This is a genomic window from Synechococcus sp. WH 8109 (assembly GCF_000161795.2).
In the GTDB taxonomy this organism is placed as follows: domain Bacteria; phylum Cyanobacteriota; class Cyanobacteriia; order PCC-6307; family Cyanobiaceae; genus Parasynechococcus.
Window position 1 is genome coordinate 1,919,581 of sequence record NZ_CP006882.1, and the last position, 25,547, is coordinate 1,945,127.

25 protein-coding genes are annotated in these 25,547 nt (G+C 64.7%); 12 read left to right on the plus strand and 13 right to left on the minus strand.

What is annotated here, in order from left to right; genetic code table 11:
• The first annotated feature begins 14 nt into the window (after positions 1–14).
• Positions 15–1,421 (plus strand): isochorismate synthase MenF, encoded by a 1,407-nt coding sequence (locus tag Syncc8109_RS10370; RefSeq protein WP_006850736.1) that lies wholly within the window; start codon positions 15–17, stop codon positions 1,419–1,421.
• On the opposite strand, the gene gshB is transcribed toward Syncc8109_RS10370, so the two are convergent.
• Together gshB and grxC are read right to left on the minus strand one after the other, a co-directional pair.
• Positions 1,388–2,311 carry a glutathione synthase gene (gene gshB / locus Syncc8109_RS10375; protein ID WP_006850936.1) on the minus strand — a complete coding sequence of 308 codons (924 nt, stop codon included), beginning with the start codon at positions 2,309–2,311 and terminating at the stop codon, positions 1,388–1,390. The two genes, Syncc8109_RS10370 and gshB, sit on opposite strands and share 34 nt — an antisense overlap.
• Before the next feature lie 3 nt (positions 2,312–2,314).
• A complete protein-coding gene (gene grxC / locus Syncc8109_RS10380) occupies positions 2,315–2,572 on the minus strand; it encodes a glutaredoxin 3 (RefSeq protein ID WP_006850202.1) in 258 nt (85 codons plus the stop codon).
• A gap of 77 nt (positions 2,573–2,649) precedes the next feature.
• On the opposite strand from grxC, the gene prfB reads away from it, so the two are divergent.
• The 6 genes from prfB (at position 2,650) to Syncc8109_RS10410 (ending at position 6,346) form a co-directional block, all read left to right on the plus strand.
• Positions 2,650–3,778 (plus strand): peptide chain release factor 2 gene (gene prfB, locus Syncc8109_RS10385; RefSeq protein WP_156915530.1). Its coding sequence is split into 2 segments (ribosomal slippage): positions 2,650–2,724 and positions 2,726–3,778, totalling 1,128 coding nucleotides; the frame shifts between segments, so codons are not numbered across the junction.
• Complete coding sequence (locus tag Syncc8109_RS10390; RefSeq protein ID WP_006851191.1) at positions 3,765–3,947, plus strand: DUF3285 domain-containing protein; 183 nt, start codon at positions 3,765–3,767, stop codon at positions 3,945–3,947. The genes prfB and Syncc8109_RS10390 overlap by 14 nt, the downstream gene beginning before the upstream one ends.
• A 2-nt stretch (positions 3,948–3,949) precedes the next feature.
• Positions 3,950–4,468 carry an rRNA maturation RNase YbeY gene (gene ybeY / locus Syncc8109_RS10395; protein ID WP_006851932.1) on the plus strand — a complete coding sequence of 173 codons (519 nt, stop codon included), beginning with the start codon at positions 3,950–3,952 and terminating at the stop codon, positions 4,466–4,468.
• A gap of 104 nt (positions 4,469–4,572) precedes the next feature.
• Positions 4,573–4,980 (plus strand): diacylglycerol kinase family protein, encoded by a 408-nt coding sequence (locus Syncc8109_RS10400; RefSeq protein WP_232202501.1) that lies wholly within the window; start codon positions 4,573–4,575, stop codon positions 4,978–4,980.
• Positions 4,981–4,994: 14 nt separating this feature from the next.
• The gene (locus Syncc8109_RS10405; RefSeq protein WP_006850251.1) at positions 4,995–5,588 is read left to right on the plus strand and encodes an aminodeoxychorismate/anthranilate synthase component II; all 594 of its coding nucleotides are present in this window, start codon (positions 4,995–4,997) and stop codon (positions 5,586–5,588) included.
• A gap of 35 nt (positions 5,589–5,623) precedes the next feature.
• Positions 5,624–6,346, plus strand: coding sequence for an MBL fold metallo-hydrolase (locus Syncc8109_RS10410; RefSeq protein ID WP_006849760.1), 723 nt, complete (start codon positions 5,624–5,626; stop codon positions 6,344–6,346).
• Here Syncc8109_RS10410 and Syncc8109_RS10415 read toward each other — a convergent pair.
• Genes Syncc8109_RS10415 through mnmE form a run of 5 tightly spaced genes read right to left on the minus strand, consistent with a single transcriptional unit; the run spans position 6,330 to position 12,456 of the window.
• Positions 6,330–7,313 carry an asparaginase gene (locus Syncc8109_RS10415; RefSeq protein WP_006851790.1) on the minus strand — a complete coding sequence of 328 codons (984 nt, stop codon included), beginning with the start codon at positions 7,311–7,313 and terminating at the stop codon, positions 6,330–6,332. The genes Syncc8109_RS10410 and Syncc8109_RS10415 overlap by 17 nt on opposite strands.
• Positions 7,310–8,428: a histidinol-phosphate transaminase gene (locus Syncc8109_RS10420; RefSeq protein WP_006851356.1), complete on the minus strand. Its 1,119-nt coding sequence runs from the start codon at positions 8,426–8,428 to the stop codon at positions 7,310–7,312. Before Syncc8109_RS10420 ends, Syncc8109_RS10415 begins: the two co-directional genes overlap by 4 nt.
• Positions 8,425–10,197 (minus strand): arginine--tRNA ligase, encoded by a 1,773-nt coding sequence (gene argS / locus Syncc8109_RS10425; RefSeq protein WP_006851913.1) that lies wholly within the window; start codon positions 10,195–10,197, stop codon positions 8,425–8,427. Before argS ends, Syncc8109_RS10420 begins: the two co-directional genes overlap by 4 nt.
• 43 nt (positions 10,198–10,240) lie before the next feature.
• On the minus strand, positions 10,241–11,080 hold the full coding sequence (gene nadC / locus Syncc8109_RS10430) for a carboxylating nicotinate-nucleotide diphosphorylase (RefSeq protein WP_006851992.1): 840 nt from the start codon (positions 11,078–11,080) through the stop codon (positions 10,241–10,243).
• A gap of 23 nt (positions 11,081–11,103) precedes the next feature.
• On the minus strand, positions 11,104–12,456 hold the full coding sequence (gene mnmE / locus Syncc8109_RS10435) for a tRNA uridine-5-carboxymethylaminomethyl(34) synthesis GTPase MnmE (protein WP_006850108.1): 1,353 nt from the start codon (positions 12,454–12,456) through the stop codon (positions 11,104–11,106).
• A 54-nt stretch (positions 12,457–12,510) separates the two neighbouring features.
• Here mnmE and Syncc8109_RS10440 point away from each other — a divergent pair, with 54 nt between their 5' ends.
• A complete protein-coding gene (locus Syncc8109_RS10440; RefSeq protein WP_025362559.1) occupies positions 12,511–12,984 on the plus strand; it encodes a DUF2062 domain-containing protein in 474 nt (157 codons plus the stop codon).
• Here Syncc8109_RS10440 and Syncc8109_RS10445 read toward each other — a convergent pair.
• On the minus strand, positions 12,981–15,314 hold the full coding sequence (locus Syncc8109_RS10445; RefSeq protein ID WP_006850010.1) for a bifunctional (p)ppGpp synthetase/guanosine-3',5'-bis(diphosphate) 3'-pyrophosphohydrolase: 2,334 nt from the start codon (positions 15,312–15,314) through the stop codon (positions 12,981–12,983). The genes Syncc8109_RS10440 and Syncc8109_RS10445 overlap by 4 nt on opposite strands.
• Before the next feature lie 20 nt (positions 15,315–15,334).
• Here Syncc8109_RS10445 and Syncc8109_RS10450 point away from each other — a divergent pair, with 20 nt between their 5' ends.
• Positions 15,335–16,975, plus strand: coding sequence for an ABC transporter ATP-binding protein (locus Syncc8109_RS10450; protein WP_006851496.1), 1,641 nt, complete (start codon positions 15,335–15,337; stop codon positions 16,973–16,975).
• A 4-nt stretch (positions 16,976–16,979) separates the two neighbouring features.
• On the opposite strand, the gene Syncc8109_RS10455 is transcribed toward Syncc8109_RS10450, so the two are convergent.
• Complete coding sequence (locus Syncc8109_RS10455; protein ID WP_006851014.1) at positions 16,980–17,981, minus strand: RluA family pseudouridine synthase; 1,002 nt, start codon at positions 17,979–17,981, stop codon at positions 16,980–16,982.
• Positions 17,978–18,844, minus strand: a complete 867-nt coding sequence (gene ylqF, locus Syncc8109_RS10460) for a ribosome biogenesis GTPase YlqF (RefSeq protein WP_006849589.1) — start codon at positions 18,842–18,844, stop codon at positions 17,978–17,980. Before ylqF ends, Syncc8109_RS10455 begins: the two co-directional genes overlap by 4 nt.
• A 118-nt stretch (positions 18,845–18,962) precedes the next feature.
• Between ylqF and pgk the strand changes: the two genes are divergently transcribed.
• Positions 18,963–20,168, plus strand: coding sequence for a phosphoglycerate kinase (pgk, locus tag Syncc8109_RS10465; RefSeq protein ID WP_006850489.1), 1,206 nt, complete (start codon positions 18,963–18,965; stop codon positions 20,166–20,168).
• Positions 20,169–20,310: 142 nt separating this feature from the next.
• Positions 20,311–21,198, plus strand: a complete 888-nt coding sequence (locus Syncc8109_RS10470; RefSeq protein ID WP_006851923.1) for an NAD(P)-dependent oxidoreductase — start codon at positions 20,311–20,313, stop codon at positions 21,196–21,198.
• Here Syncc8109_RS10470 and Syncc8109_RS10475 read toward each other — a convergent pair.
• Complete coding sequence (locus Syncc8109_RS10475; RefSeq protein WP_045173000.1) at positions 21,195–21,932, minus strand: hypothetical protein; 738 nt, start codon at positions 21,930–21,932, stop codon at positions 21,195–21,197. The genes Syncc8109_RS10470 and Syncc8109_RS10475 overlap by 4 nt on opposite strands.
• Positions 21,933–21,990: 58 nt before the next feature.
• Here Syncc8109_RS10475 and murG point away from each other — a divergent pair, with 58 nt between their 5' ends.
• On the plus strand, positions 21,991–23,067 hold the full coding sequence (gene murG / locus Syncc8109_RS10480; protein ID WP_006850062.1) for an undecaprenyldiphospho-muramoylpentapeptide beta-N-acetylglucosaminyltransferase: 1,077 nt from the start codon (positions 21,991–21,993) through the stop codon (positions 23,065–23,067).
• Position 23,068: 1 nt separating this feature from the next.
• Here the strand turns inward: murG and Syncc8109_RS10485 are convergent, their stop codons facing one another.
• Together Syncc8109_RS10485 and Syncc8109_RS10490 are read right to left on the minus strand one after the other, a co-directional pair.
• On the minus strand, positions 23,069–24,142 hold the full coding sequence (locus Syncc8109_RS10485; protein ID WP_006850805.1) for a threonine-phosphate decarboxylase: 1,074 nt from the start codon (positions 24,140–24,142) through the stop codon (positions 23,069–23,071).
• A gap of 222 nt (positions 24,143–24,364) precedes the next feature.
• A complete protein-coding gene (locus tag Syncc8109_RS10490; RefSeq protein WP_006851746.1) occupies positions 24,365–25,546 on the minus strand; it encodes a quinone-dependent dihydroorotate dehydrogenase in 1,182 nt (393 codons plus the stop codon).
• Between the last annotated feature and the right edge of the window lies 1 nt (position 25,547).

Consider the following 25,547-nt stretch of genomic DNA (forward strand, 5'->3'; position numbering starts at 1 on the left):
CGGAAACGCCGCGGATGTCGGCTGATTTTTGTTTCAGCACCCTCCTCTCCGCTGCACAGCGGGGATGGTTGGCCTGTGACGGCGATGAAGCGCTGCTCAGCCTGGCCCTGCCGATCGAGGGGATCGACCCGCTTTTGGCCTTGCCGCAGCTGGCGGAACAGGAAAGCCTGCAGGTGCTGTGGGACAGCGCGCCGGGCCTCTGCCTGGCTGCCGCAGGGCCTTGCCAGGAACTGGAGCTCGCCGGCAGCCGTCGCTTTGAGCAGGCCCAGCGCTTCGCCGACCTCTGCCTGAGCCGGCTTCACGATACGGCAGTGGACAGCCCAGCACATGCGCGGCCTCGGGTGCTGCTGCGCTTCCGCTTCTTTGATCAGGTGAGTGAGCGCCGCCGCAGTGAAGCGGTGGTGCCATCGGTGCAGGCCGTGTTGCCCCGCTGGCAACTCAGCCGTCAGGGACGCATCGGGTGGCTGCGGCTGAATGGGATTACGAGTAGTGCAGCGGACTGCCGCGAGCTGGCGGAACAGCTTTGGCTCAAGCACGAACAGCTGCTCAAGACGCCATCCACTCCAACCCCCCTCAAGCCCCAGGCGCTGGTGGCGGCAACGGAACCGGAAACGTGGCGGCAGCGCTACGCCGCAGCCCTCACCCGCGGAATTGATCTGGTCAACAGCGGCGACCTGCACAAACTCGTGCTGGCGGTGCGACACCGCATTGTTCTGGCCGACACCTTCGACCCCTTGCCGCTGTTGAAGCGGCTGCGGCGGCAGCAGGCCGGCAGCTGCCGTTTTCTCTGGCAGCGTCACACCGGCGATGCCTTTTTCGGTGCATCGCCGGAACGACTGCTCAGCCTGCGCGCCGGTTGGCTACGCAGTGATGCCCTGGCCGGCACGGCGGGGCAAGGAGATTCCGGAGCGCAGCTGCTGCGCTCCGACAAGGATCGCCGCGAACATGAATTAGTGGTGGAAACGATCACCGACCAACTACGCCGCAACGGACTGAGCCCACGCCGCCGCAGCCAGCCCCAACTGGCCCGCCACGGCAACCTCACCCACCTGCATACCCCGATCACGGCCGAAACCCAGGCTCAGCCCGTACTCGCGCTGGCTGAACAGCTGCACCCCACCCCTGCCGTTGCCGGGTTGCCGCGACGCGACGCGATGGCCTGGTTGCGCACCCTCGAACCCTTCGAACGGGGCAGTTACGCAGCGCCGATTGGCTGGATCGACAGCGCTGGTGACGCAGAACTGCGGGTGGCGATCCGCTGCGGTCACGCCCGCGGCTGCGAGCTGGACCTCACCGCCGGAGCCGGCCTGGTGCGGGGATCTGTGGCCGAGCGCGAGCTGCAGGAAGTGGGGCTGAAGCTGGCGGTGCTGGCGGACCAGCTGGAACTTCAGACCAGCGCGCGCAACCGTTCGATCGTCTGATCCGCAAGGGGCTGGTTCATAAGTCGCTCAACTTCTCGCACCCCCGTGGGGCTGGTGACGTTGATTTCGCTGAGCATGCCGCCGATCACATCAATGCCGACGAAAAACAAACCCTCCGCCCGCAGCGCCGGGGCCAGGGCAGCGCAGATCTGACGTTCCCGCTTGGTGAGTTCCGTAGCCTCCGCCTGGCCACCCACAGCCAAGTTGCTGCGGAACTCCCCCGCTGACGGGCGACGATTGATCGCCCCCAGGGGATCGCCGTCCACCAGCAGGATGCGTTTGTCGCCTTCACTCACGGACGACAGAAAGGCCTGGGCCATCACCGGCAGGCTTTCCTGCTCCGTCACCAGCTCCAGCAGGGCTTGGAGGCCTGGCGCCTGACCGTTGACCCGAATCACCCCCAGGCCGGCACGACCCCCCAGGGGTTTAAGCACAATCTCCTGCTGATCCTGGGCAAACAACAGCAGTTCAGAGACTCTCCCCGCCACCAGAGTGGGGGCCATCCAACGGCTGAAGCGCAAGGCCCCCAGCTTTTCGTTCCAGCTGCGCAGCGCACTGGGGCGATTGAGCACCCGCACCCCAGCCCGCTCCGCCACCTCCAGCAGATGGGTGGCGTACAGATACGCCTCATCCACCGGCGGGTCCTTGCGCATCCAAATCACATCAAACCCAGCCAAGGTCTGACGTTCCGCCACCCCAACCGTGATCCAGGGCTCCGGCGTCACCGGCAGGGCAATCGCGAGGGGTTCATCGCCCCGCGCAATCAGATCGGAAGGCGTGCAAGCCCACACCTCGTCTCCGGCGCGATGGGCGGCCTGCATCAGCGCAGCCGAGGAATCCTTGGCAGGATTGATCTGCCCCAGCGGATCCAGAACGAACAGCTGGCGCATCGATCAGGCCTTCAGCAGCGCATCGAGCTGACCAGCGCGATCCATGGCATGGAGATCGTCACAGCCACCGATGTGGCGATCGTCGATGTACACCTGCGGAACGCTGCGGCGACCATCGCCCCGCGCCGCCATGGCATCCCGAGCAGGCTCATCCCCATCCACGCTGTGTTCGGTGTAGCTCACCCCTTTGCGATCCAGGAGCCCCTTGGCTCGGACGCAGAACGGGCAGGTCTGCCAGGTGTAGATCTCAACCTTGGCCATTGCGTTGGTGATGCCAGTGGTCGGATCCTATGCAGCTACTGCGCTGATAGCGTCAGAGGCCGATCAGGACCGAGTCCTTGCTGGATCTCACCGACTTCAAACGCGATCTCTCTGAGCTCACCGACCGCCTGGGCAATGCTCAGGACTGTCTTTGACGTTCCTGCACTGAACGCCAGGCAGCAGGATCTCGAACAACTCGCGGCCCAGCCCGATTTCTGGGACGACCAGCAGAACGCCCAGAAGCAGATGCGGCGTCTGGATGAGGTGAAGGCCCAGCTGTCTCAGCTGGCCGGATGGCGCGGTGCTGTCGACGACGCCCAGGCCACCCTTGAGCTTTACGAACTGGACCCCGATGAGGACCTGCTGCAGGAGGCTCAGAACGGGCTGAACCAACTGCGCCAGGGGCTGGACCGCTGGGAACTGGAGCGCCTGCTCAGCGGCGAATACGACAAGGAAGGAGCCGTTCTCAGCATCAATGCAGGCGCCGGTGGTACCGACGCCCAGGACTGGGCCCAGATGCTGCTGCGCATGTACACCCGCTGGGCCGAAGACCACGGCATGAAGGTGACCGTGGACGAACTCTCCGAAGGTGAAGAAGCCGGGATCAAGAGCTGCACTATCGAGATCGAAGGGCGCTACGCCTACGGCTATCTGCGCAACGAAAAGGGCACCCATCGCCTGGTGCGCATCTCGCCGTTCAACGCCAACGACAAGCGCCAGACCAGCTTTGCCGGTGTGGAGGTGATGCCCAAGATCGAAGAGGACGTCAAGCTCGACATTCCCGAAAAGGACCTGGAGATCACCACCAGCCGCTCCGGCGGCGCCGGCGGCCAGAACGTGAACAAGGTGGAAACGGCTGTGCGCATCCTGCACATCCCCACCGGGCTGTTTGTGCGCTGCACCCAGGAGCGCTCCCAGCTCCAGAACAAGGAGAAGGCGATGGCGTTGCTGATGGCCAAATTGCTGGTGATCGCGCAGGAGCAACGGGCGGCCGAAATCGCCGACATCCGCGGCGACATCGTTGAGGCGGCCTGGGGCAACCAGATCCGCAACTACGTGTTTCAGCCATACCAAATGGTGAAAGACCTGCGCACCAACGAAGAAACCAACGATGTGCAAGCGGTGATGGATGGGGCCCTCGACCCGTTCATCGATGCCTGTTTGCGCCAGGGTGTCGACAGCCCCGGCGCCGATGCCGATTCCTGATCCCATGGCCAGCGAGAGCACCCCACCGCCGAGCTTCGTCAAACAGGCCATGCGGAACATGGTGCGCAAGGGCAGCAAGAGCCTGTTCCACTTCGGCCTTACCGCCATGGGATTCCTCGGCTTCATCACCCTTGTGGCTTGGCTGGGGCGGCCGACCCTGCCGGGTTAGGCATGGAGCTCGACCTCGCACTGGATCGTGAGGGGGTGACGCTGCAACCCTCCGACAGCATCGATCTGCTCGATGAAACGGTCTGGCTCCAGCAGTTTGATCGCTGGCTCAACGGCATCTGTGGGGATGCAAGCCTCGCCTGCCCACCCTTGGTGCGTTCGGCGGAGGAGCTCAGCCTGGGGCTGCGCTTCACCGATGACGCCGCCATCGCGGATTTGAACAGCGCCTGGCGCCAGAAAACAGGCCCCACGGATGTGTTGTCGTTTGCCGCCCTCGACGACGCTGGCGACTGGATGGAAGGCCCCAGCATCGAACTGGGAGACATCGTCGTCTCCCTGGAGACCGCCAGGCGTCAGGCCCAGGAGCAGGGGCACAGCCTTAATCGGGAATTGCGCTGGCTGGTTAGCCATGGCCTGCTGCACCTGCTGGGCTGGGACCATCCCGATGAAGACAGCCTTGCCGCAATGCTGGCCCTGCAGGAGAGGCTTCTTGGGGATGGGTGGTCTGAACAAGCCGGGTAGTCTTCGAGGAGCGGGCGTGTGCCCTGCGGAGTCCGAGTTCCGTTCCGATGACCACTGAATCGCCCCGGACACCCTTCGCAGACGCAGCTTCAGAGGAGGTGGCCATGGTGCCCAACGCAATGCGACGAGGGGGCAGCTGGCGCATCGCCGGTGATCTGCCCTCGAGTTTTCGCTACGCGGCCCAGGGCCTCGGCTACGCCTTCCTCACCCAGCGCAACTTCCGCATCCATGTGGTGACGGGGCTGGTGGTGTTTGGCCTAGCCACCTGGCTGCAACTGGATCTGATCCGCCTGGCCGTGCTGGTGCTTACGGTGGCTGCCGTTCTGGTGTTGGAGCTGCTGAACACAGCGGTGGAAGCGGTGGTGGATCTGGCCATTGGCCGGCGCTATCACCCCTTGGCCCGCATCGCCAAGGACTGTGCTGCCGCCGCCGTGCTGACAGCCGCCATCAGCTCCTTGCTGATCGCTCTGTTTCTCCTGCTTCCGCCGCTCCTGCTCCGCCTGGGGCTCTGACTCTCGATTCGCAGATGCTGCTGGTCATCGACAACTACGACAGCTTCACCTTCAATCTGGTGCAGTACTTCGGCGAACTCGCCGCCCAGCATCCGGTGGCAGCCGATCTGCAGGTGCATCGCAACGACGCCATAAGCCTCGAGCAGATCCGTGCCCTGAAACCCGACGCGATCCTGCTCTCTCCAGGCCCTGGCGACCCGGATCAATCGGGCGTCTGCCTCGACATCCTCAAAGAGCTTTCCGCAACGGTGCCCACCCTGGGGGTGTGCCTGGGCCATCAGGCCATCGCCCAGGTATACGGCGGCCGGGTGGTGCGCGCCCTGCAGCAGATGCACGGCAAGACCTCACCCGTCCTGCACAAGGGCGACGGCGTGTTCGCGGGACTGCCCCAACCGCTGACGGCCACCCGCTACCACTCCCTGATCGCCGAACGCGACACCCTGCCGGACTGCCTCGAGGTGACTGCGTGGCTCGAGGACGGCACGATCATGGGCCTGCGGCACCGGGAGCATCACCACCTGCAAGGGGTGCAGTTCCACCCCGAAAGCGTGCTCACCGATCAAGGCCACCAACTGCTGGCCAATTTTCTGCGGGAAGCTGAGGGATAACGCTGTTAGCGTCCGAAACACGTTCAACCCCGCCCATGTCCGTCCTGCGTTCCGCCGTGACCGCCGCTGCAGGCCTGGCACTCAGCCTCACGTCTCCGGCCTTGGCGGGCGGTGGAGTGTCGATCAGCAGCTATGGGCAACGGGCCCTGCTGATCCAAGGCGGCGGCCAGTCGGTGCTGCTCAACCCCTACAAGGCCGTCGGGTGTGCAGCAGGCCTGCCCGAGCCTCGGCTGACGGCCGGCGTTGTTCTGGCCAACTCCGAACTCGCCGATGAAGGGGCCCGCGACGTGGCTGGCGGCCGTTTCCTAGCCCAACCGGGGTCGTACCGCATCGGTGGGCTGAGCCTGGAGGGCTTTGCCAATCCCCACGATCGCGTGGGCGGACGCCGCTTTGGCAACGCCACCCTGTGGCGCTGGCAGCAGGGTGGCCTCAGCTTTGCCCATCTCGGTGCCACCGCTGGTGAGCTCACGGCTGCCGACCGCGTGCTGCTCGGCAACCCCGATGTGCTGATCATCGGCGTGGGCGGCGGCAGCAAGATCTACACCGCCGAAGAAGCTGCGACGGTCGTGAATCAGTTGAATCCCAAGCGCGTCATTCCTGTGCAGTATGTCAACGGCGAGGCACCTGAAGGCTGCGACCAGGACGGTGTACAGCCCTTCCTCGAGGCCGTGGGCGGCACCGCTGTGCGCAGGGTGGGCCGGACCCAAACCCTGCCGGGCAAGCTCGACGACACCACCGTGATCACGGTGATGCAGTAACCAGCGCCTTCAGCTGATCTCTGTCCCAGCCCGCTAGCACAGCCAAGAACAAAACCACCCTTGCTTTCTGGGGATTGAGGCTGCCTGCAGGCAGCAGCCCGAGCCGTTCGTCCTCGGGATGATGGTGCACAGGACCTGATCCGCAGCGGTTGGCCCGCAGCATCAACGGCTGCTTCCCTGGCCAAGCCTCAAGCACCGAACGCTCAGCCGCCGACAACTGGCCGGCGCCCGTCCCAGTGAACACCAGGCCCTCAACGCCGGCGTTGAGGCAAGCGGTGAGCAGGAGCGGCTCGGGCTCCACACACCCGTAGACGATCGGCACCTGGGGCCATTGCTCCGGCAAATCGAGCCCAGCAAAGGGCACCTGCCGAGATCCACTCGCCATGGGCAGATGAACGCCAAAGTCGTCCACCCAGCCCAAGGGCCCGCGACCGGGACTGGCAAAAGCACCCACCCCCTGGGTGGCCAGCTTGGTGACCCGCTGGGCGGAATGGATCTGACCATCCATCACCACCAAAACGCCCTGACCGCGCGCTTCTGGCCTTGAGGCCACCTGCACCGCCCGCAACAAATTGAGGGGGCCATCGGCACTAAGGGCCGTGGCCGGCCGCATCGCCCCCACCAGCACTACCGGCCGTGGATCGTCGATCAACAGCTGCAGCAACCAGGCGGTTTCCTCAAGCGTGTTGGTGCCGTGGGTGATTACCACCCCAGCCAGCTCGGGGTCTGCCGCAAAGGCAGCACGAATGCGCACCACCAGCGCGCGCCAATGGGCAAACAACAGGTCGGCACTGTCGACATTGGTCACCTGCTCAACGCTGATCCTCGCCAGCTCCTGCAGCTGTGGCACCGCCGCCAGCAGGGCATCACCCCCGAGCACGCCCGCGGTGTAATCGTTCAGCGTTGCACTGTTCTCCGCATAACCGGCAATGGTGCCGCCTGTGGCCAGCAGCAGCAGGCGGTTCATCGCTCCAGGGGGAGGAACGCCTCCATGAAGCGCTGCATCTGGCTGGTGGTGCCGATGCTCACCCGGAAGCAGCCATCGATCAGGGGCTTGCCTGCCATCGAACGCACCAGGATTCCCGCCTCGCGCAACAACCCATCCACGGCATCCACTGGTCGCTGGGGCCAGATCAGCAGATAGTTGCCGCCATCGCAGTGATGCCGAACCCCCGCGTCCCGCAACGCCTGCAGGGTCCAGTCGCGAGCCCGCAGCACCTCGGCTACGTAAGCATCCACATACGACTGATCCGCCAAGGCGGCAAAGGCCGCGGCCACGGCCACGCTGTTGACGTCGTAGGGCCCCGTGACGCGACTCACCCGATCGACCACATCGGCGTGACCAATGGCAAAGCCAATCCGCAACCCCGCCAAACCAGCTGTTTTTGCCAGGGAGCGGAACACCAGCAGGTTCGGTGTGGCCGTGAAATCTGCGCTGGGCAGCACACTGTCTCCGGTGAAAGCCTCATAGAGCTCATCCACCACCACCAAGGTGCCCGGGGCTGAGGCCGCCAAGGCGATCACCTGATCTGCTGGCAAGCGTGTGCCGGTGGGGTTGTTGGGGTTGCAGATCAACAGCAACCGCGGCGCGCAAGCTGCCAATGCCTCCTGAATGGCTGCCAACGGGAAGTCGAACGTCTCGCCCTCATAGGGGATCGCCTCGATCGTCATACCCTGCATCCCAGCGCAGGGGCTGTAGTACCCGAAGGTGGGCGCTGTGGTGAGCAACGTCTCACCAGCATCGCCATAGGCCTGAAATACCGCATGGATGGCGGCATCCACACCGTTGAACAGGCCCACCTGGTCAGGCTTCAATCCGGGCCGGGAGCCGGTTTCCTCCAGGTTCTGGAGCAACGCGTCCCGCAGGCCGTCGTATTCCGGATAAACAGCAAATTCTTCAGTGCTGAAGTTGCGCAACGCCTGGGCCACCAAGGGGCTGGGGCCAATCGTGTTTTCGTTGAAATCCAGCCGCAGCATCTGGCGGCGGCCCTCTAACGGCGCGCTGTAGGCCTTGAGCTGCTCAACGGCGGCGCGGGCCGCGGGAGCACCACCAGGTGTGAACGGTTGAGTGTTGTCGCTCACATGCGGTCCAGGGTGGCGATGCCCAGCAGTCCGAGCCCCAGTCTGAGGGTGTCGGCCGTCAAACGGCAGAGGGCGAGGCGGGATGCCAGCGCTTCAGGATCGGCCTTGAGCACCGGCACCTGGTCGTAGAAGCGGTTGAACACCTGGCTGAGCTCGAACGTATAGCTGCACAACCGGTTGGGCAGCAGCTCCTCCTCCACCTCAGCGATCACGGCATCAAACTTGAGCAGCTCCCGCACCAGGGCCCACTCCTGGGGCTCGCTGAACTGCAATTGGGCATTGGTGCCCGCAAGGTCACCCCCCTTGCGGGCGATGCCAGCAATGCGCACCAAGGCATAGAGCAGATAGGGCGCCGTGTTGCCCTGGAGCGCCAGCATCCGATCGAAGGAAAACTGGTAATTGGTGATCCGGTTCTGGCTGAGGTCGGCGTATTTCACCGCCGCCAAACCCACGGTGCCCGCCACATGCTGGATGAACTCCTCCGACTCGCTGCGCTCCTCCTCCTTCAGGCGTGAACGCAAATCGGTTTCGGCGCGCTCGACGGCTTCATCGAGCAGATCCCGCAGACGTACGGTGTCTCCCGCACGGGTCTTGAGCTTCTTGCCGTCCTCTCCCTGCACCAGGCCAAAGGGCACGTGCTCGAGGCGCGCACCGTCCGGGATCCAGCCGGCCCGTTCGGCCACCTGGAACACCCCGGCGAAATGGTTCGCCTGGCCGGCATCAGTGACATACACAACGCGGCGGGCACCATCCCCTTCCGGAGCCACTCCAAAGCGATAGCGGATCGCCGCCAGGTCAGTGGTGGCGTAGTTAAAGCCGCCGTCGCTCTTCTGCACAATCACCGGCAGGGGCTTGCTGTCCTTTCCCTGCATACCCTCAAGGAACACACACTGGGCACCGTCATCGGTGACCAGCAGCTCAGCGGCCTTCAAGCCATCAATCACTGCTGGCAGGAAGGGGTTGTAGAACGATTCCCCGCGTTCGCTGAGGCGGATATCGAGCCGATCGTAGATCTTCTGAAACTCGCGCCGCGACTGAGCGCAGAGCAGGCCCCAGGCCTTGAGCGACACCGGATCGCCCCCCTGCAGCTTCACCACCTCATCGCGGGAGGTGGACTGGAAAGCTTCATCGTCATCGAAGCGCTTCTTGGCCTCGCGGTAGAAAGCCACCAGGTCTCCCAGATCCACCGCATCGGCGGTGTCCAGGGCTTCCGGCGCCACCTGCTTGAGGTGAGTGATGAGCATGCCGAACTGGGTGCCCCAGTCGCCCACGTGATTGAGTCGCAGCACCGGATGGCCGCGAAACTCGAGCACCCGCGCCAGCGAATCGCCAATGATCGTGGAGCGCAGGTGCCCCACATGCATCTCCTTGGCGATGTTGGGGCTGGAAAAATCCACCACCACCGGCGCCGCGTTGCTGACCGCAGGCACGCCGAGACGCTCGTCCCCCAACCGTGCCGACACCTCCGCCGCCAGCCGCTCCGGGCGGATCGTGAGGTTGATGAAGCCAGGCCCGGCGATCTGCGGCTCCAGGCAGAGGTCGGTGAAGGCGGGATCGGCCTGCAGCTGCTCCACAATCGCCGAGGCGATCTGCCGAGGAGCCTGCTTCAAGGGCTTGGCCAGGGGCAACGCGCCATTGGCCTGGAAGTCGCCGAATTCCGGCTTGCTGGCAGGGGCCAGTTGGGGGTCAAGCCCCGCATCGGCTTCCGGGAAGGCCCGTTGCATCGCCGCCCGCAGCTGGGCATCCAGGGACTGGGACAGGCTGAGCATGGGCAGTGCGTGGCCGGGGGAATCCGGCTCTGATCATCCCTCCTCAGGTGAAACGCATGCTCAAGTCGAGCCAGCGGCTGCGGGTGACCGGCGCGCTGGTGGAGATCAGATCAATGCCGGTGGCGGCGTAGGCATGCAATTGCTCGGGCTGAATGCCAGAGGCCTCCAGCACCACCACACCGGTGCTGCAGTCCCGAAGGCGCGGCACCAGCTGCGTGAGCTGCTCAGGGCTGAATTCATCAAGCAGCACCCCATTGGCGCCCGCCTGCACCGCCTCCAGCGCCTGAGCCTCCCTCTCCGCTTCCACAATCACGGCCGTGGGCCAAGGGGCCTGCTCACGCACAGCCGTAATGGCGGCTGTGATGCCCCCCGCCCAGGCGATGTGGTTCTCCTTGAGCATGGCCGCGTCATCCAGCCCCATGCGGTGGTTGATGCCGCCACCGCAACGCACCGCGTATTTCTCCAGCAGACGAAGTCCAGGGGTGGTCTTGCGGGTGTCGGCCAGACGCACACCAGTGCCCTCAAGCTGGGCCACCAATGCAGCGGTGGCGGTGGCAATGCCCGAGAGGCGCATGGCCAGGTTCAAGGCGGTGCGTTCCCCAGCCACCAAAGCCGTGGCCGCCCCCCGCAGCTCCAGCAGGCAGTCCCCGGCCTCAACGGCGTCACCGTCCTGCAGCAGCAGACGAAAGCTCACCCCGGGATCCAGACGCTGGAACAGGCGCTGCACCAACGGCCCACCACAGAAGCGGCCAGGCTGTTTGGCGACCCAATGGGCCTGCCCCTGCTGGCCCTGCAAGGCAGCCGCCGTCAGATCACCGCGGCCGATGTCTTCCGCCAGCCAGGCCTCCAAGGCAGCGGTGAGTGTCGGGGATTGCCAGTCCAAACCGTTTCAGACGTCCGCTGAATCTATTTTCCGATGCAGAAGCGCGAAAACACCCGATCCAGCACCGCTTCGGTGATCTCTTCTCCGGTGATCTCCCCTAGCGCGCGGATCGCCTCCCGCAGATCGATGGTCCAGAAGTCCCACGGGAGCTGCTGGGCCGCCACCTCCTGGCTGCAGGCCAGGGCTTCGGCGGCTTGAGCGGCCAGATCGCGTTGGCGTTGATTCAAAGCCAGCAGCACCCCTTCGGTTCCTGCAGCACCACAACGCTCCAGCAGGACCTGCACCAGGTCTGCCTCTCCCGTGCCCTCCAAGGCCGACAACTGAACATCCACCGGCTGGGGGAAGGTCCCCGCAGGGAGATCCGCCTTGTTAGCAACAAGGATCCTGGGAATCTGCTCGGGGATGCGCGCCAGCAAGGCGGCGTCTTCAGAGGTCCAGCCCGCATGGCCGTCGAGCACCAACAACACCACATCCGCCGTGGCCAAAGCTTCCTCGCTGCGGGCAATCCCCAGGCGCTCCACCGCGTCATCGGTGCTGCGGATGCCGGCGGTGTCGAGCAGGGTGATCGGCACCCCTTCCAGCGCGATCTCGCTCTCCAGCAGATCTCTAGTGGTGCCCGGCAGATCGGTAACGATCGCCCGCTCGCGGCGGCTGAGCCGATTGAGCAGGGAACTTTTTCCCACGTTGGGGCGACCTACCAAGGCGACCCGCAGGCCCTTGCGCAGGGCATCGCCCCGCTCGCCATCGCGCACCAACTGCTGAAGCTCCAAACGCACGGCTTGCAGCTGCTGCTGCAGGGCCTCGCCATCGAGGGGCGGCAGGTCCTCCTCGAAATCCACCCGCGCCTCCAGTTCGGTGAGCTGATCGAGCAGACGTTCCCGCAGCGCAGTGATCTGGGCCTGAATGCCGCCATCGAGGCCCGCAATGGCCAATTCGGCCGCCCGGCGGCTGCGGGCCGCCACCAGCTCACTCACCGCCTCGGCACGGGTGAGATCGAGCCGGCCGTTGAGTACGGCCCGCTGGCTGAACTCGCCCGGTAGGGCCCGGCGCACTCCCGGCTGCCGCAGCACCTGTTCGAGCACCCGCTGCACGGCGATCACCCCGCCATGGCAGTGGATCTCCACCACGTCCTCACCGGTGAAGCTGCGGGGCCCGCGCATCAGCAGCAGCAGCACCTCATCGAGACGGCGGCCCTCGCCATCCATCACATGGCCGTACACCACCCGGTGCGATCCCCACTCCTGTCGGCCCGGGCAGTGCACCACGCTGCGCCCCGTCGCTTCCGCAGCCGGCCCGGAGAGACGAATCACGGCGATGCCGCCCTGACCTGGGGCCACGGCGGTGGCCACGGCAGCAATCGTGTCGGTGCTGGGCACAGCAGTCGTCGCTGGTGATCCATACCTAGGATCCAGCCGTTTTCTGCTGGGTTCATGCGCCGGTTGCTGCGCCTCAGTTGCATCCGGATGCGCCGCGGGGTCCTCTGGTTGTGGAGACAGGAAGGCACCCCAGGCCAACGGGCCCGTGGCCTGGCCGCTGGCGTGTTCTGCGGCTGCTACCCCTTCTTCGGGCTGCAGATCTTCCTCAGCGTGGGTGTGGCCAGCGTGATGCGTGGCAACCACCTGCTCGCCGCCGCAGGAACCCTGGTGAGCAATCCCCTCACCTATCTGCCCCTCTACTGGTTTAACTATCTGGTGGGCTGTCGGCTGCTCGGCCCAGGCCAAGGCGGGATCAACCTTTCGGAGCTGAATCGCAGCAGCCTGTGGGCCCATGGGTGGGAGTTCAGCCAGCGCATCCTGCTCGGCTCCACCGTTGTGGGAATGCTGTTGGCGCTGGTGAGCGGCTGGATGGCCTACCGCCTGTTTCTGCGGCGTGAAGCCCGTGCGGTCGTGAGCCGAGGCAGCTAGCTCGTGCCCAACCGGGCAATCCCGATAACGTCCGCCATCGAGCGGATCTGATCCATGGTGCGGCTGAGCTGTTCGGCACCCTCCAGCTCAACCCGGAGATCAATGCGGGCCGGCTTGCCAGAGGCAGTGGTCACCCGGGCATCACTGACGTTGATGGCCCCATCGGAAAGACGCAGCAGAATGTCTTTGAGGATGCCGACGCGATCGATCACTTCGATCCGCAACTGCACCGGGAAGCGCTGTTTCTCCTGTTCGGCATGGGCGGTGTTCCAGCGCACGGGAAGCCGCCGTTCCCGTGGAATTGTCTCCACATTGGAGCAGTCCTGCCGGTGAATGGTGATGCCGTGGTTGCCGAGGGCCACCGTGCCCACGATCAACTCACCCGGCAGCGGACTGCAGCAGCCACCGAGGCGGTAGTCCAAGCCCTCCAGCCCAAGGATCGCCCCTTCGCCTACGGAACGGTCCGGCGCCATATCCCGCGATGGCAGCAGCGCCGCGGCCACATCTTCGTTGCTGGGTGGGGCCTGCTGCTGTTCCGCCAGCAGACGCATCTCCTCCCGCAAACGGTTGAGCGCCTGCTGCAGCGTGACGTCTCCGAATCCCAGTGACGCCAGCAGATCTTCGGTGGTAGGCACATTGCAGCGCTGCGCCACCCGCTGCATCGCCTCGCTGCTGAGCAGGGCATCGAAGCCATCACGCCCCAGCTCCCGCTCCAGCAGATCCTTGCCCCGTTCAATCGTTTCGTCACGGTGGCTGCGCTTGTACCACTGGCGAATGCGGTTGCGTGCCGTCGGCGTGGCAACGAAGTTCAGCCAATCAAGGCTGGGATGGGCCGTCTTGCTGGTGAGCACCTGAACGAAATCACCGTTCTGCAGCGGTGTTGCCAACGGACACAGCCGATCGTTGATGCGAACGCCATGGCAGTGGTTGCCCACCTCGGAGTGGATGCGATAGGCGAAGTCGACGGCGGTTGCCCCTTTACGCAAACCGAGCACATCACCTTTTGGGGTGAACACAAACACCTCTTCGTCGAAGAGGTCTTCCTTGATCGAGGAGAGGTAGTCGTTGTGGTCGTCGTTGCCGCCTTCTTGCTGCCAATCCACCAGCTGACGCAGCCAGTTGAAGCGCTCCGCATCACTGCCGCTGCTGGCCGGTGAGCCGCCTTCCTTGTATTTCCAGTGGGCCGCAATCCCGAATTCGGCCACATGGTGCATCTCAAGCGTGCGGATCTGCACTTCGATCGGGCGATGCCGACCGATCACAGCCGTGTGCAGGGATTGGTAGCCGTTGGGTTTCGGCAACCCGATGTAGTCCTTGAAGCGACCGGGAATCGGGCGGAAGGTGTCGTGAACCACCGCTAGGGCGCGGTAGCAGCTCTCGACATTGGGGGTGAGGATCCGCAACGCCGCCACGTCGTAGATCTCGTGGAACTCCTTCTGCTGGCGCTGCATCTTGCTCCAGATGCCGAACAGATGCTTAGGGCGACCACTCACCTCGCAGTGCTCTAGGCCGGCCCGTTCCAGCCGCTCGTTCAGCAGCCCCACCGTGACGCCTAGCCGTTGCTCCCGTTCGCTGCGTTTGGTGGCGACCTCCTCCTGAATCTCCCGGAAGGCCTCCGGTTCCAGCAATTTGAAGGCCAGATCCTCCAGCTCCCACTTGAAGCGGCCGATGCCAAGACGGTTGGCGAGGGGGGCATAGATCTCACGGGTCTCGCGGGCGATCCGCTGACGCTTCTCCTCCTTCAACGCACCCAGGGTGCGCATGTTGTGCAAGCGATCCGCCAGCTTCACCAACACAACACGAATATTGCTGGCCATCGCCAGGAACATCCTGCGCAGATTCTCCGCCTGAGCTTCCGTGCGGTCGTTGAAGTGGATGCCGCCGAGCTTGGTGACCCCCTCCACCAGTTCACGCACCTCGGAACCGAAGTGCAGCTCGATCTGATCGGGGGTGACGTCGGTGTCTTCGACGACGTCGTGGAGGAACCCTGCGGCGATCACCGGGGCGCTGGCGCCGATATCCCGCAACAGATCAGCCACCGCCACCGGATGGACGATGTACGGGTCTCCACTGGCCCTGAACTGGCCTTCGTGGAGCTGAAAGCCGAAATCAAAGGCCGATACCAGCAGAGCCTCGGCATCGGTGGGGCAGCTCTGGCCGATGCCAGGCGGCACATTGGCGATGCACTCCCTCAACCAGTCCGGCAGAGCGATGCCGTAATCGTCCGGATGGCGGACGGGATGGCGCCTTACTTCAGGCAACGCGCAGGCCACCTTGGCCGAACCCATGCTGGTTCGGGGCTCTTTGGGTGTGGAGGCAGCGTTGAGCATCCGACCCATCGGGTCAATCCATGGTATTCAGTGCAGGACCCCCTGTCGCTCCCGCAGCACTGTTCATGGGCCGGCCTGTTCTGGAACTCGAACAGCTGCGATTGCGCTATCCCGGCAGCAACTCCTGGACGCTGGATGGGCTGAATCTGAGCCTCGAGCCGGGAGAGACCCTGGCCTTGGTGGGATCTTCGGGCTGCGGCAAAAGCACGGTGGCGCGGGCTGTGATGCAGCTGCTGCCCCAGGGAACGATCTGTGAAGGACGGCTGGCCTTGACCGGCCAGGATCCACGCCAACTCAGGCGACCGCAGCTGCGGCAGCTGCGGGGTGAAGCCGTGGGCCTGGTATTCCAGGACCCGATGACGCGGATGAATCCGCTGATGAGCGTGGGAGGCCATCTGCTTGACACCCTCAGGGCCCACCGACCTCAAACCAGTGCCGCGGCCCACCAGGAACGGGCCCGAGAACTGCTGGAGCGGGTGGGCATTGGCGCCAACCGCTTCCGCGCCTACCCCCATGAGCTCAGTGGTGGGATGCGACAGCGCCTGGCCATTGCCTTAGCGATTGCCCTAGAACCAGCGCTGCTGATCGCCGATGAACCCACCACCAGCCTGGATGTGGCGGTGGCCGGGCAGGTGATGGCGGAACTCAGCGGCCTCTCCCAGGAACTGGGCAGTGCCCTGCTACTGATAAGCCACGACCTGGCCATGGCCGCCCGCTGGTGCGACCGCATGGCCATGCTCGACGGCGGACGCAAGGTGGAGGACGGCCCCAGCCATCAGTTGCTCACCCGGCCGCAGTCGCCGGTGGGGCAACGGCTGGTGGCCTCCGCCCAGGCCAGGGAAGGGGGACGCTCACCGGCACGTCCCGACAACGGCAGCGTGCTGCGGGTGGAGGAGATGCGCTGCTGGCATGCCATGGGTGGCGCACCTTGGGCACCCCTCTGGCTGAAGGCGGTGGATGGAGTGAGTTTCGAGCTCAGGGCCGGGGAAAGCCTGGGAGTGGTGGGGGCCTCCGGCTGCGGGAAAAGCACCCTCTGCCGTGCCTTAATGGGGCTCAATCCCATCCGCGGCGGCCGCGTGGATCTGCTGGGCCAGGACCTGCTGAGCCTGCGTGGAGAGGCGCTGCGGACAGCCCGCCGGTCCCTCCAGATGGTGTTTCAGGACCCTCTGGCCTGTCTCAATCCCGCCCTGCAGGTGGCCGATGCCATCGCCGATCCCTTGCTGATCCATGGCCTCTGCTCGAAAGCGACAGCCCGTGAGGAAGCCCGCGGCCTGCTGGAACGGGTCGGCCTCAGCCCGGCTGAGCAGTTTCAAGATCGCCTGCCGAAGCAGCTCTCCGGCGGCCAGCAGCAGCGGGTGGCGATCGCCCGCGCCCTGGCCTTGAAGCCCAAGGTGCTGATCTGCGATGAGAGCGTCAGCATGCTCGATGCGGAAGTGCAGGCGGATGTGCTGGCACTGCTGCGGGAGCTGCAGCAGGAGCTGGGCCTGGCGATCGTGTTCATCACCCACGACCTCTCGGTGGCCAGTGGTTTTTGCCACCGGGTGATGGTGCTGGACAAGGGGAAAGTAGTGGAAGAGGGGCCAGGGGATCGGATCTTCAGCGCACCTCAGGCGCCGATCAGCCGGACCCTCGTGGAGACCTGCCCAAGGCTGCCCCGTTAAGTCCTCAGCCCGACGCGGCGCGTCGCCTCAGCACCCCCAGTAACTTCTCCATCACCGGAGGAAGGGGAGCTTCGAACACCATCCGCTCGCGGGTGATCGGATGGTCCAGCCCTAGCTGCACGGCATGCAGGGCCTGACCGGGCAGCTCGATCGGCAACTTGCGGCAGCGGCTGTAAGTGGGATCCCCCACCACGGGGTGATTCATGTGGGCGCAGTGGACGCGGATCTGATGGGTCCGCCCGGTGTCGAGCTTGAAGCGCAGCAAAGAGTAATCGCCGAGACGCTCCACCAAGGTCCAGTGGGTGCAGGCATACCGACCGTTTTCGCTGCTAACCACGGCGTACTTCTTGCGATCCGCCGGATGACGGCCAATCGGCCCGACGATCGTGCCCGAGTCGCCTGCAGGCACGCCATGGACGACGGCGAAATATTCGCGGGACGCGATCCGTTTCTGGATCTGAACCTGCAGCCGCACCAGGGCCTCTTGGCTCTTAGCAATTACGATGCAGCCGGTGGTGTCCTTATCAAGGCGGTGCACGATCCCCGGCCGCAGCTTGCCGCTAATGCCGGGCAAGTCCGGGCAGTGATGCAGCAGGCCGTTCACCAGGGTGCCGTCCTTGTTGCCCGGCGCGGGATGCACAGTCAGTCCGGCCGGCTTGTTGAGCACGATCAGATGGTCGTCCTCAAACAACACATCCAGATCCATCGGCTCCGGCTTGAGGTAGGACAGCGGTTCCGGTGGCGGCATCCAAAGCTGCACCTCATCGCCCTGGCGCAGGGGTGTTTTGGCCTTGCCGGTCTTGCCGTTAACGCGCACATAGCCTGCGTCGATGAACTTCTGAATCCGGGCGCGGCTCTGCTCCGTTCGCTGGCTCACCAACCAACGGTCCAGCCGCATCGGCAACGGCTTGGGATAGGCCAGCGTCAGCAGCTCGCCCTCACCTTCGCCAAAGCGATCCGTGAAGGTCTCCTCCGGTAGCGGAGGACGTTTCCACTGCGGGCTCATGCCGGCAGCTCCAGAGCGATGCTGCCAAGGGCTGACTTGCGGAAATCATCAAGAAGCCGCTGGGCCATGCGCGCCGTCTCACCGGAGGTGTGGCGGGCCGCTGCGGCATCCAGCCAGAGAGCCGGGTCGGCCGTTTCACCGCTCAGGGGAATGCCGTAACGCTCCTGCAGAAGCGGAATCGTCACCCCGGCCGCAGCCTGCGATTCCACATCCAGCAGCAACTGCAGGAAGGCCTGAGCCACCAGCTCACCGTCGTAGGCGGCCTGGCCGATGTCGTCGCAAAGGGCCAGCCGCAGGGCGGCCTGCTGGTCATCAAGACGGGGGGGGAGCACGCCAGGGGCATCCAAGAGGTCGAGGTCTTGCCCAAGACGCACCCAACGCAGGGTTCGCGTCACTCCGGCCCGCCGGGCACTGGCCACTACCTTCTGGCGCACCAGGCGATTGATCAATGCCGACTTGCCCACGTTGGGAAAGCCCAGGGTGAGCGCCCGCACCGGCCTGGGACGCATGCCCCGGTTGCGGCGGCGTTCGTTGAGGTGGTCCCCGGCACGGATCGCGGCCTGCTGCACCTGCTTCACGCCGGTGCCGGCCTTGGCATCACACCAAACCGTCCGCTGCCCCTGGGCCTTGAACCAGGCCTCCCAGGCCTCCTTCGCCGCCGCGGTGACCATGTCGCGCCTGTTGATCACCATCAGATGCTGCTTGCCCTTTAACCAGCGGTTGAGGTGGGGGTGGCCCGTGGCCAGAGGAATGCGGGCATCACGCACCTCAATCACCAGATCCACCTTGTCGAGATGGCGTTTGAGCTGCTGCTCCGCCTTGGCGATGTGGCCGGGGTACCACTGGATCGTTGGGGTGCTCACAAAGGCAAACGCACAGAACAGACGGCCAGCCGGAACGAATTCACTTTGAACTCGCTGGCGCCAACGTCATTCACACGGGTTAATCTCACCCCGTTTTCTTACCGCACGACACAACCCTATGGCGAAGCGTTCCCTGGCCAGCCTCAACGCCGGCGACCTGAGCGGCAAACGCGTTCTCGTGCGGGTTGACTTCAACGTGCCCCTGAACGATGCCGGTGCGATCACCGACGACACCCGCATCCGTGCCGCCCTGCCCACAATCAACGACCTGATCGTCAAGGGAGCCAAGGTGATCCTGTCCGCTCACTTCGGACGTCCCAAGGGCCAGGTGAACGACGCCATGCGTCTCACCCCCGTGGCTGCTCGCCTGAGCGAACTGCTGGGCAAGCCCGTGGCCAAGACCGACAGCTGCATCGGCCCCGACGCCGAAGCCAAGGTGGGCGCCATGGCCAACGGCGATGTGGTGCTGCTGGAGAACGTGCGTTTCTTCGCCGAGGAAGAGAAGAACGAAGCCGGTTTCGCTGAGAAGCTCGCAGGCCTGGCTGAGGTGTATGTGAACGACGCCTTCGGCGCCGCCCACCGCGCCCACGCCTCCACCGAGGGCGTGACCAAGTTTCTCAAGCCCTCCGTCGCCGGCTTCCTGATGGAGAAGGAACTTCAGTACCTGCAGGGTGCTGTGGATGAGCCCAAGCGTCCCCTGGCCGCCATCGTCGGGGGCTCCAAGGTGAGCTCCAAGATCGGCGTGCTCGAAGCCCTGATCGACAAGTGCGACAAGGTACTGATCGGTGGCGGCATGATCTTCACCTTCTACAAGGCCCGCGGCCTCTCGGTGGGCAAGAGCCTGGTGGAAGAGGACAAGCTGGAACTGGCCAAGGAGCTCGAAGCCAAGGCCAAGGCCAAGGGCGTGCAGCTACTGCTGCCCGCCGACGTGGTGCTGGCTGACAACTTCGCTCCCGATGCCAATAGCCAGACCGCTGACATCAACGCCATCCCCGACGGCTGGATGGGTCTCGACATCGGTCCCGATTCGATCAAGGTGTTCCAGGACGCCCTTGCCGACTGTCAGACCGTGATCTGGAACGGCCCCATGGGCGTGTTCGAATTCGACAAGTTCGCTGCTGGCACCAACGCCATCGCCACCACCCTGGCCGACCTGAGCGGCAAGGGCTGCTGCACGATCATCGGCGGCGGTGACTCCGTGGCTGCTGTCGAGAAGGCTGGCCTGGCCGAGAAGATGTCGCACATCTCCACCGGCGGCGGCGCCAGCCTCGAACTGCTGGAAGGCAAGGTGCTACCCGGCGTGGCTGCCCTCGACGCCGCCTGATCATCGGCTGGACCTGGCACTGCAGGCCTTCATCGATCTCGTCCCGGTCGTCCCTCAGAAGGGACTTCCGGGATTTTTTATGTCCTGAAGGCAGGGCTGCAGCGCATCCGTCGATCAGGATCCAAATGCTTCGCCATGCGTCATGACCAAGGGTGACCTGAGCCTCGGCTTCATTGGACTGGGGGCACTCGGTTTGCCCATGGCGATCAACCTGTACCGCGCTGGTTTTCCACTGCGGGTGCACACCCGCAGCCGCAAACCCGAAACCAATCCGGAGCTCGAGGGTGCAACCCCATGTTCCAGCCCAGCAGAAGCGAGCACCGGCGTGGATGTGCTGCTGCTTTGCGTCAGCGACGATGCAGCCGTTGAGGAGGTGCTGTTCGGAGCCAACGGGGCCGCATCACAGCTGGGCACCGGCAGCGTGGTGCTGGATTGCTCCACCATTGCTCCCGCCACAGCCCAACACTGTGCGGAGCGCCTGGCACGCCAGAACGTCCACTACCTGGATGCCCCGGTCACCGGCGGCACGGAAGGGGCCCAACGCGGCTGCCTCACGGTGCTGGTGGGAGGAGCCAGCGAAACTTTAGAGCGGGTACGGCCCATCCTGGAGGTAATTGGAGGCACCATTCATCACTTCGGAAGCGTGGGGCGGGGGCAGCAGGTGAAAGCGGTGAACCAGGTGCTGGTGGCTGGCAGCTATGCCGCCGTAGCTGAGGCGGTGTCCCTAGGCCAGCGTTTGGAGCTGCCCATGCCCCAGGTGATCGATGCCCTCAAAAACGGTGCAGCCGGCTCCTGGGCCCTCGAACATCGCAGCACCGCCATGGTGGAGGGCAGCTATCCCCTCGGCTTCCGGCTGAGCCTGCATCGCAAGGATCTCGGCATCGCCCTCGATGCAGCCAAGGCCGTCCAGCTGGATCTCCCAGTCACGACGCTGGTGGAACAGCTGGAACTGGATCTGATCCAGAACGGCCACGGCGATGAGGACGTGTCCGCCCTGCACCGCTGGAACCAAACAAGACAGCGGAGCTAGTAGCTGCTGACCACGCGCACCCGTTTGGTGGCCGTCACAACGCCATCGGGATGCACCAGCATCACGGCCCAGGTCTGCGAACCGGGTTGCTGGGGTGCCTGGACGCTTTTAAACAATCCACCCCCAGCCTGAGGCGACAACGGCAGGTTGGGGCGCTTCTGAGCCGACAGCTGCTCATCGGTGAGGTCGATCAAACCGCCCGCCACCAGGGCCTGGCCTAGCGGTTTTTCAACGATCAAGTCGACGTCATAACGACTGCCGGTGAGCACCACGTCGGGAATGGCGACGTCGACCGCCAAGAGGCGCTCACCACTGCGCAGCAACGATTGCTGCGCCAGCAGTTCCTGGCCTACGAGCTGGCCATTGTCCAGACGTATCGCGATCTGTTCGCTGGCCTCAAGGAAATAGATGAGCCCCTGGGATTCGGCGGCACCCCGCACCTGAAGGCTGAGGGTTGGACGGCCATCTGGTGTGGGTGCTGCGGGCGCCACCTGCCAGGTGACCTCGGGAAAATCCTGCCGGAAACGCTCCAGGCGCTGGGCTAAAACAGGCTGCAGCTCAAGGCTGGCCAGCGTGTCGAACGCCGAAGAGCTGCCGCTGTTCAACGCCGTTTGCAGGCGATCGCCAAAACGTGCCACGGCACTGCCCTCGCGTCCGGACTGACCAAGGGCTTGAACCGGTGACAGAACCAATGCCATGGCCGAGACGAGCGTGACTCCCAGGAAACGACGCACGGGCCAGACCACAACAACCCAATTAAATTAGGCCTAGTGTGCGGTGACGACCGACGCGATGACCCGGCTTCTGATCGCCGCCAGCGGCACCGGCGGCCATCTCTTTCCCGCCCTGGCAGTTGCGGAAGCCGTTGAAAGTCATTGGCCCGTACGCTGGCTTGGGGTGCCCGATCGGCTCGAAACGCAGCTGGTGCCGAAGCGTTTTGGTTTGGTGTGCGTGAACGCCGGCGGGCTGCAGGGACGCGGACTCACCAAGCTGCTGCAGCTGCTGCGGCTGTTGCTGGCGAGCGTCAGCGTGCGGCGGGTGATCCGCCGAAACGCAATCGATGTAGTGTTCACCACTGGTGGGTACATCGCCGCCCCCGCGATCCTCGCGGCGCGTTGGTGCGGCATTCCCGTGGTGCTGCATGAATCCAATGCCATCCCGGGGCGGGTCACTCGCTTGCTGGGTCGCTTCTGCAGTGCGGTGGCCATTGGCCTCCCCGCGGCTGCGAACCGCATCCCTCGCAGCCAGCCGGTGCTGACTGGCACACCGGTGCGTTCCAGCTTTCTGGCCCCACAACCCCTCCCGGGCTGGGTCCCTTCCGGGGAGGGGCCGCTACTGGTGGTAATGGGCGGCAGTCAAGGCGCCGTCGGCCTCAACCGGATGGTGCGCGCCGCGGTGCCGGCATTGTTGGAGCAGGGCTGCCACGTGGTTCACCTCACCGGCGACAACGATCCCAACTTTGGGCAGCTGCAGCACCCACAACTGGTGGAGCGACGCTTCAGCGATGAGATTCCCGGGTTGCTGCAACATGCCGACCTGGCCATCAGCCGCGCGGGGGCCGGCAGCCTCAGTGAACTTGCGGTCTGCGGTACCCCAGCCGTACTGGTGCCATTCCCGCAGGCGGCGGACAAACACCAGGAGGCCAATGCCGCCTGCGCCGCATCGCTTGGTGCGGCCGTGATCGTGCATCAACACGAGCCGGAGCAGCCGGTGTTGTTCAACACCGTGCAGCGGCTCCTGGCAGCGCAGCTCGGACACGCCAGCACTACAGATGATCCACTCGCCCAGATGCGTGAAGGAATGGCTGCCTTGGCGGAACGGGATGCCGAAAGGCAACTGGCCGGCTTGCTTCACAGCCTGGTGGCCTAAGTCAAGCCAGAGGGCTGCGCTTCAACTCCTTACGCATTGCCCTCACGATACGGCGGTTGTTGCACCGCGATTGCAATCCGATCCGCAGCCAGGTCTCTCCCAAACCCTCAAAGGAACGGCAATCACGCACAAGAATGCGATGCCTTTGCTCCAATGCCTCCCGCAATGGCACGAGGGATCGGTTCGCCCGAATCAGCAAGTAGTTAACCGCCGACGGCGTCGGGGTAATGCCCGGCAACGCAGCCAATTGCCGCTGCATCCACGCCCCCTCCGTTGCCGTCCAACGCTGCACGCGCGCGCACCAAGAGCGGTAACGCCGCGGCGATGACAACAACCGTTCGCCAACAGCCAGAGCGATGCCATTCACGGGCCAGGGATCCCGCCACTCGGCCCAACGCTGCAGACGCTGGGGCTGCGCAACGGCATAGCCCAAACGCAAGCCAGCAATGCCATAGAGCTTGGTGAGGCTGCGGATCACCACCAGGTTCGAATGCTCAGCCACCAAGGGAATCAACGACTGCTGCTCTCCATTGGGCACCAACGGCAGAAAAGCCTCATCGCAAATCACCAGCGCATGGGTTGCCACCAGCTGCTCCAATGACGCACGACTCCAAAGCTGTCCTGTGGGGTTGTGAGGGTTGCAGATCCAGGCCACCGGCGCCTCCAACCGCGGATGCGCCATAGGGCCGGTGTGTCTCCAACTCAAAAGAGAGGGGGTATCAATCCAGGAGGCACCCCAGCACTGCAAAGCCCGCCGATAGTCGGAGAACCCAGGCGCCAGCAGAGCACTGACCCCCGCCGCCGCCGCATCTCGGGCCGCCCAAGTGAACAACTCTGCCGCCCCGTTTCCGGGGAGCAAAGCGTCAGGATCGAGCCCATGCAGACGTGCAATCACCTGGCACAAGGTCGTCTGACCCCGATCTGGATAGTCGCGGATAGCGTCCCGGGGAATACGGACGGAACGCAGGCTCCAGGGGGCTAAAGAGGCACTGGCATCCAGCAGCTGCGAAGGCCGGCAATTCAATCTTGCAGCGACAGCTTCGCGATTGCCGCCATGGCGCATGTCGACGCCCATCCCGACTCCCGACAAAACGCATAGACATCACCAGCGTCGCTCACAGCCGAGTTCAAGCCAAGCTGACCGCTATGAATTGAGTCAGCCCACCAAAAGCAAGCAGTGGCAAGCGGCTTTGCCCATTGATCCAACGCTTCCGACGATCACCCCTTGAATCACTCCGCAGAAGAGCCATGCAAGAGCGAAATATCGAGCAGATGAAGTGCCTCTCAAGCAACAGGTTCACTCTTGCCAGGGCAAACCGCTGCCGGATGCTTCTGCAATGGTGCGCAGACCGTGGCGGTCCAACTGCAGCAGAAGACCGTCAAGAATCCGCGGCACAAGATCCGGCCCCTGAAATATCCAGCCGGTGTAGAGCTGCACCAATGAAGCCCCTGCGGTGATGCGCTCCCAAGCCACTTGTGCCGAGTCAATCCCACCCACACCGATCAACGGCAACGCCGGACCAGCACTGGCCCGCAAGCGGCGGATCACCTCCTGGGCCCGCTGACGCAGAGGGGCACCGCTGAGACCACCGGCCTCCTCCGCCAGAGTGCGCCCGGTCTGCGTCAGCCGCCGTTGCTCCAGGCCCAGCCGATTGAGACTGGTGTTGACCGCGATCACCCCAGCCAGACCCTCCTCAAAGGCCAATCGGGCTACTGCATCAATCGATTCATCGTCCAAATCCGGCGCGATCTTCACCAACAGAGGCGGGCAGGCCGGCAGCCGGCGTAGCCGTTCCACCAGACGCCGCAACTGGGCTGTGTCCTGCAGATCCCGCAATCCGGGGGTGTTGGGAGAGCTGACGTTGATCACCGCATAGTCCGCCAAGGAGGACAACAACTCCAGGGACGCCGCGTAGTCGTCCGGTGCCTGCTCCAGGGCCGTGATCTTGGATTTACCCACATTGATCCCCAGCACCGCCGGCCGCCGGCCGGGCGGGTCCAAGCGTTGACGCTCCAGCGTTTTCACCAGCGCCTTGGCGCCATCGTTGTTGAATCCCATTCGGTTCAACGCGGCCTGCTCCTTCGCCAGACGGAACAGGCGTGGTTTGGGGTTGCCCGGCTGGCCATGCCAGGTGACCGTGCCCACCTCGGCGAAGCCAAAGCCGAAGCGATCCCAGATACCAGCCGCCACACCGTTCTTGTCGAACCCCGCTGCCAAACCCACCGGGTTGGGGAAGCGGCAGCCAAACAGCACCTGTTCCAGGCGCAGATCACGCCGTTGCAGATCCGCCGCAAGGCCATCCAGCACCGTGGACACCCCTGGCCAGCGGCGCCGCAGGCTTGCCTGACCCAGCGCCGTGAGGGCAGTGCGCGACAGCTGTTCAGCGTCTAGGCCGTCATCCCGTGCCAACACCGGGCCAAGCCAACGCTGATAAAAGGCACCGCTGCTGAGCGGTCCGGCCGAAGAGGACGGCGACATG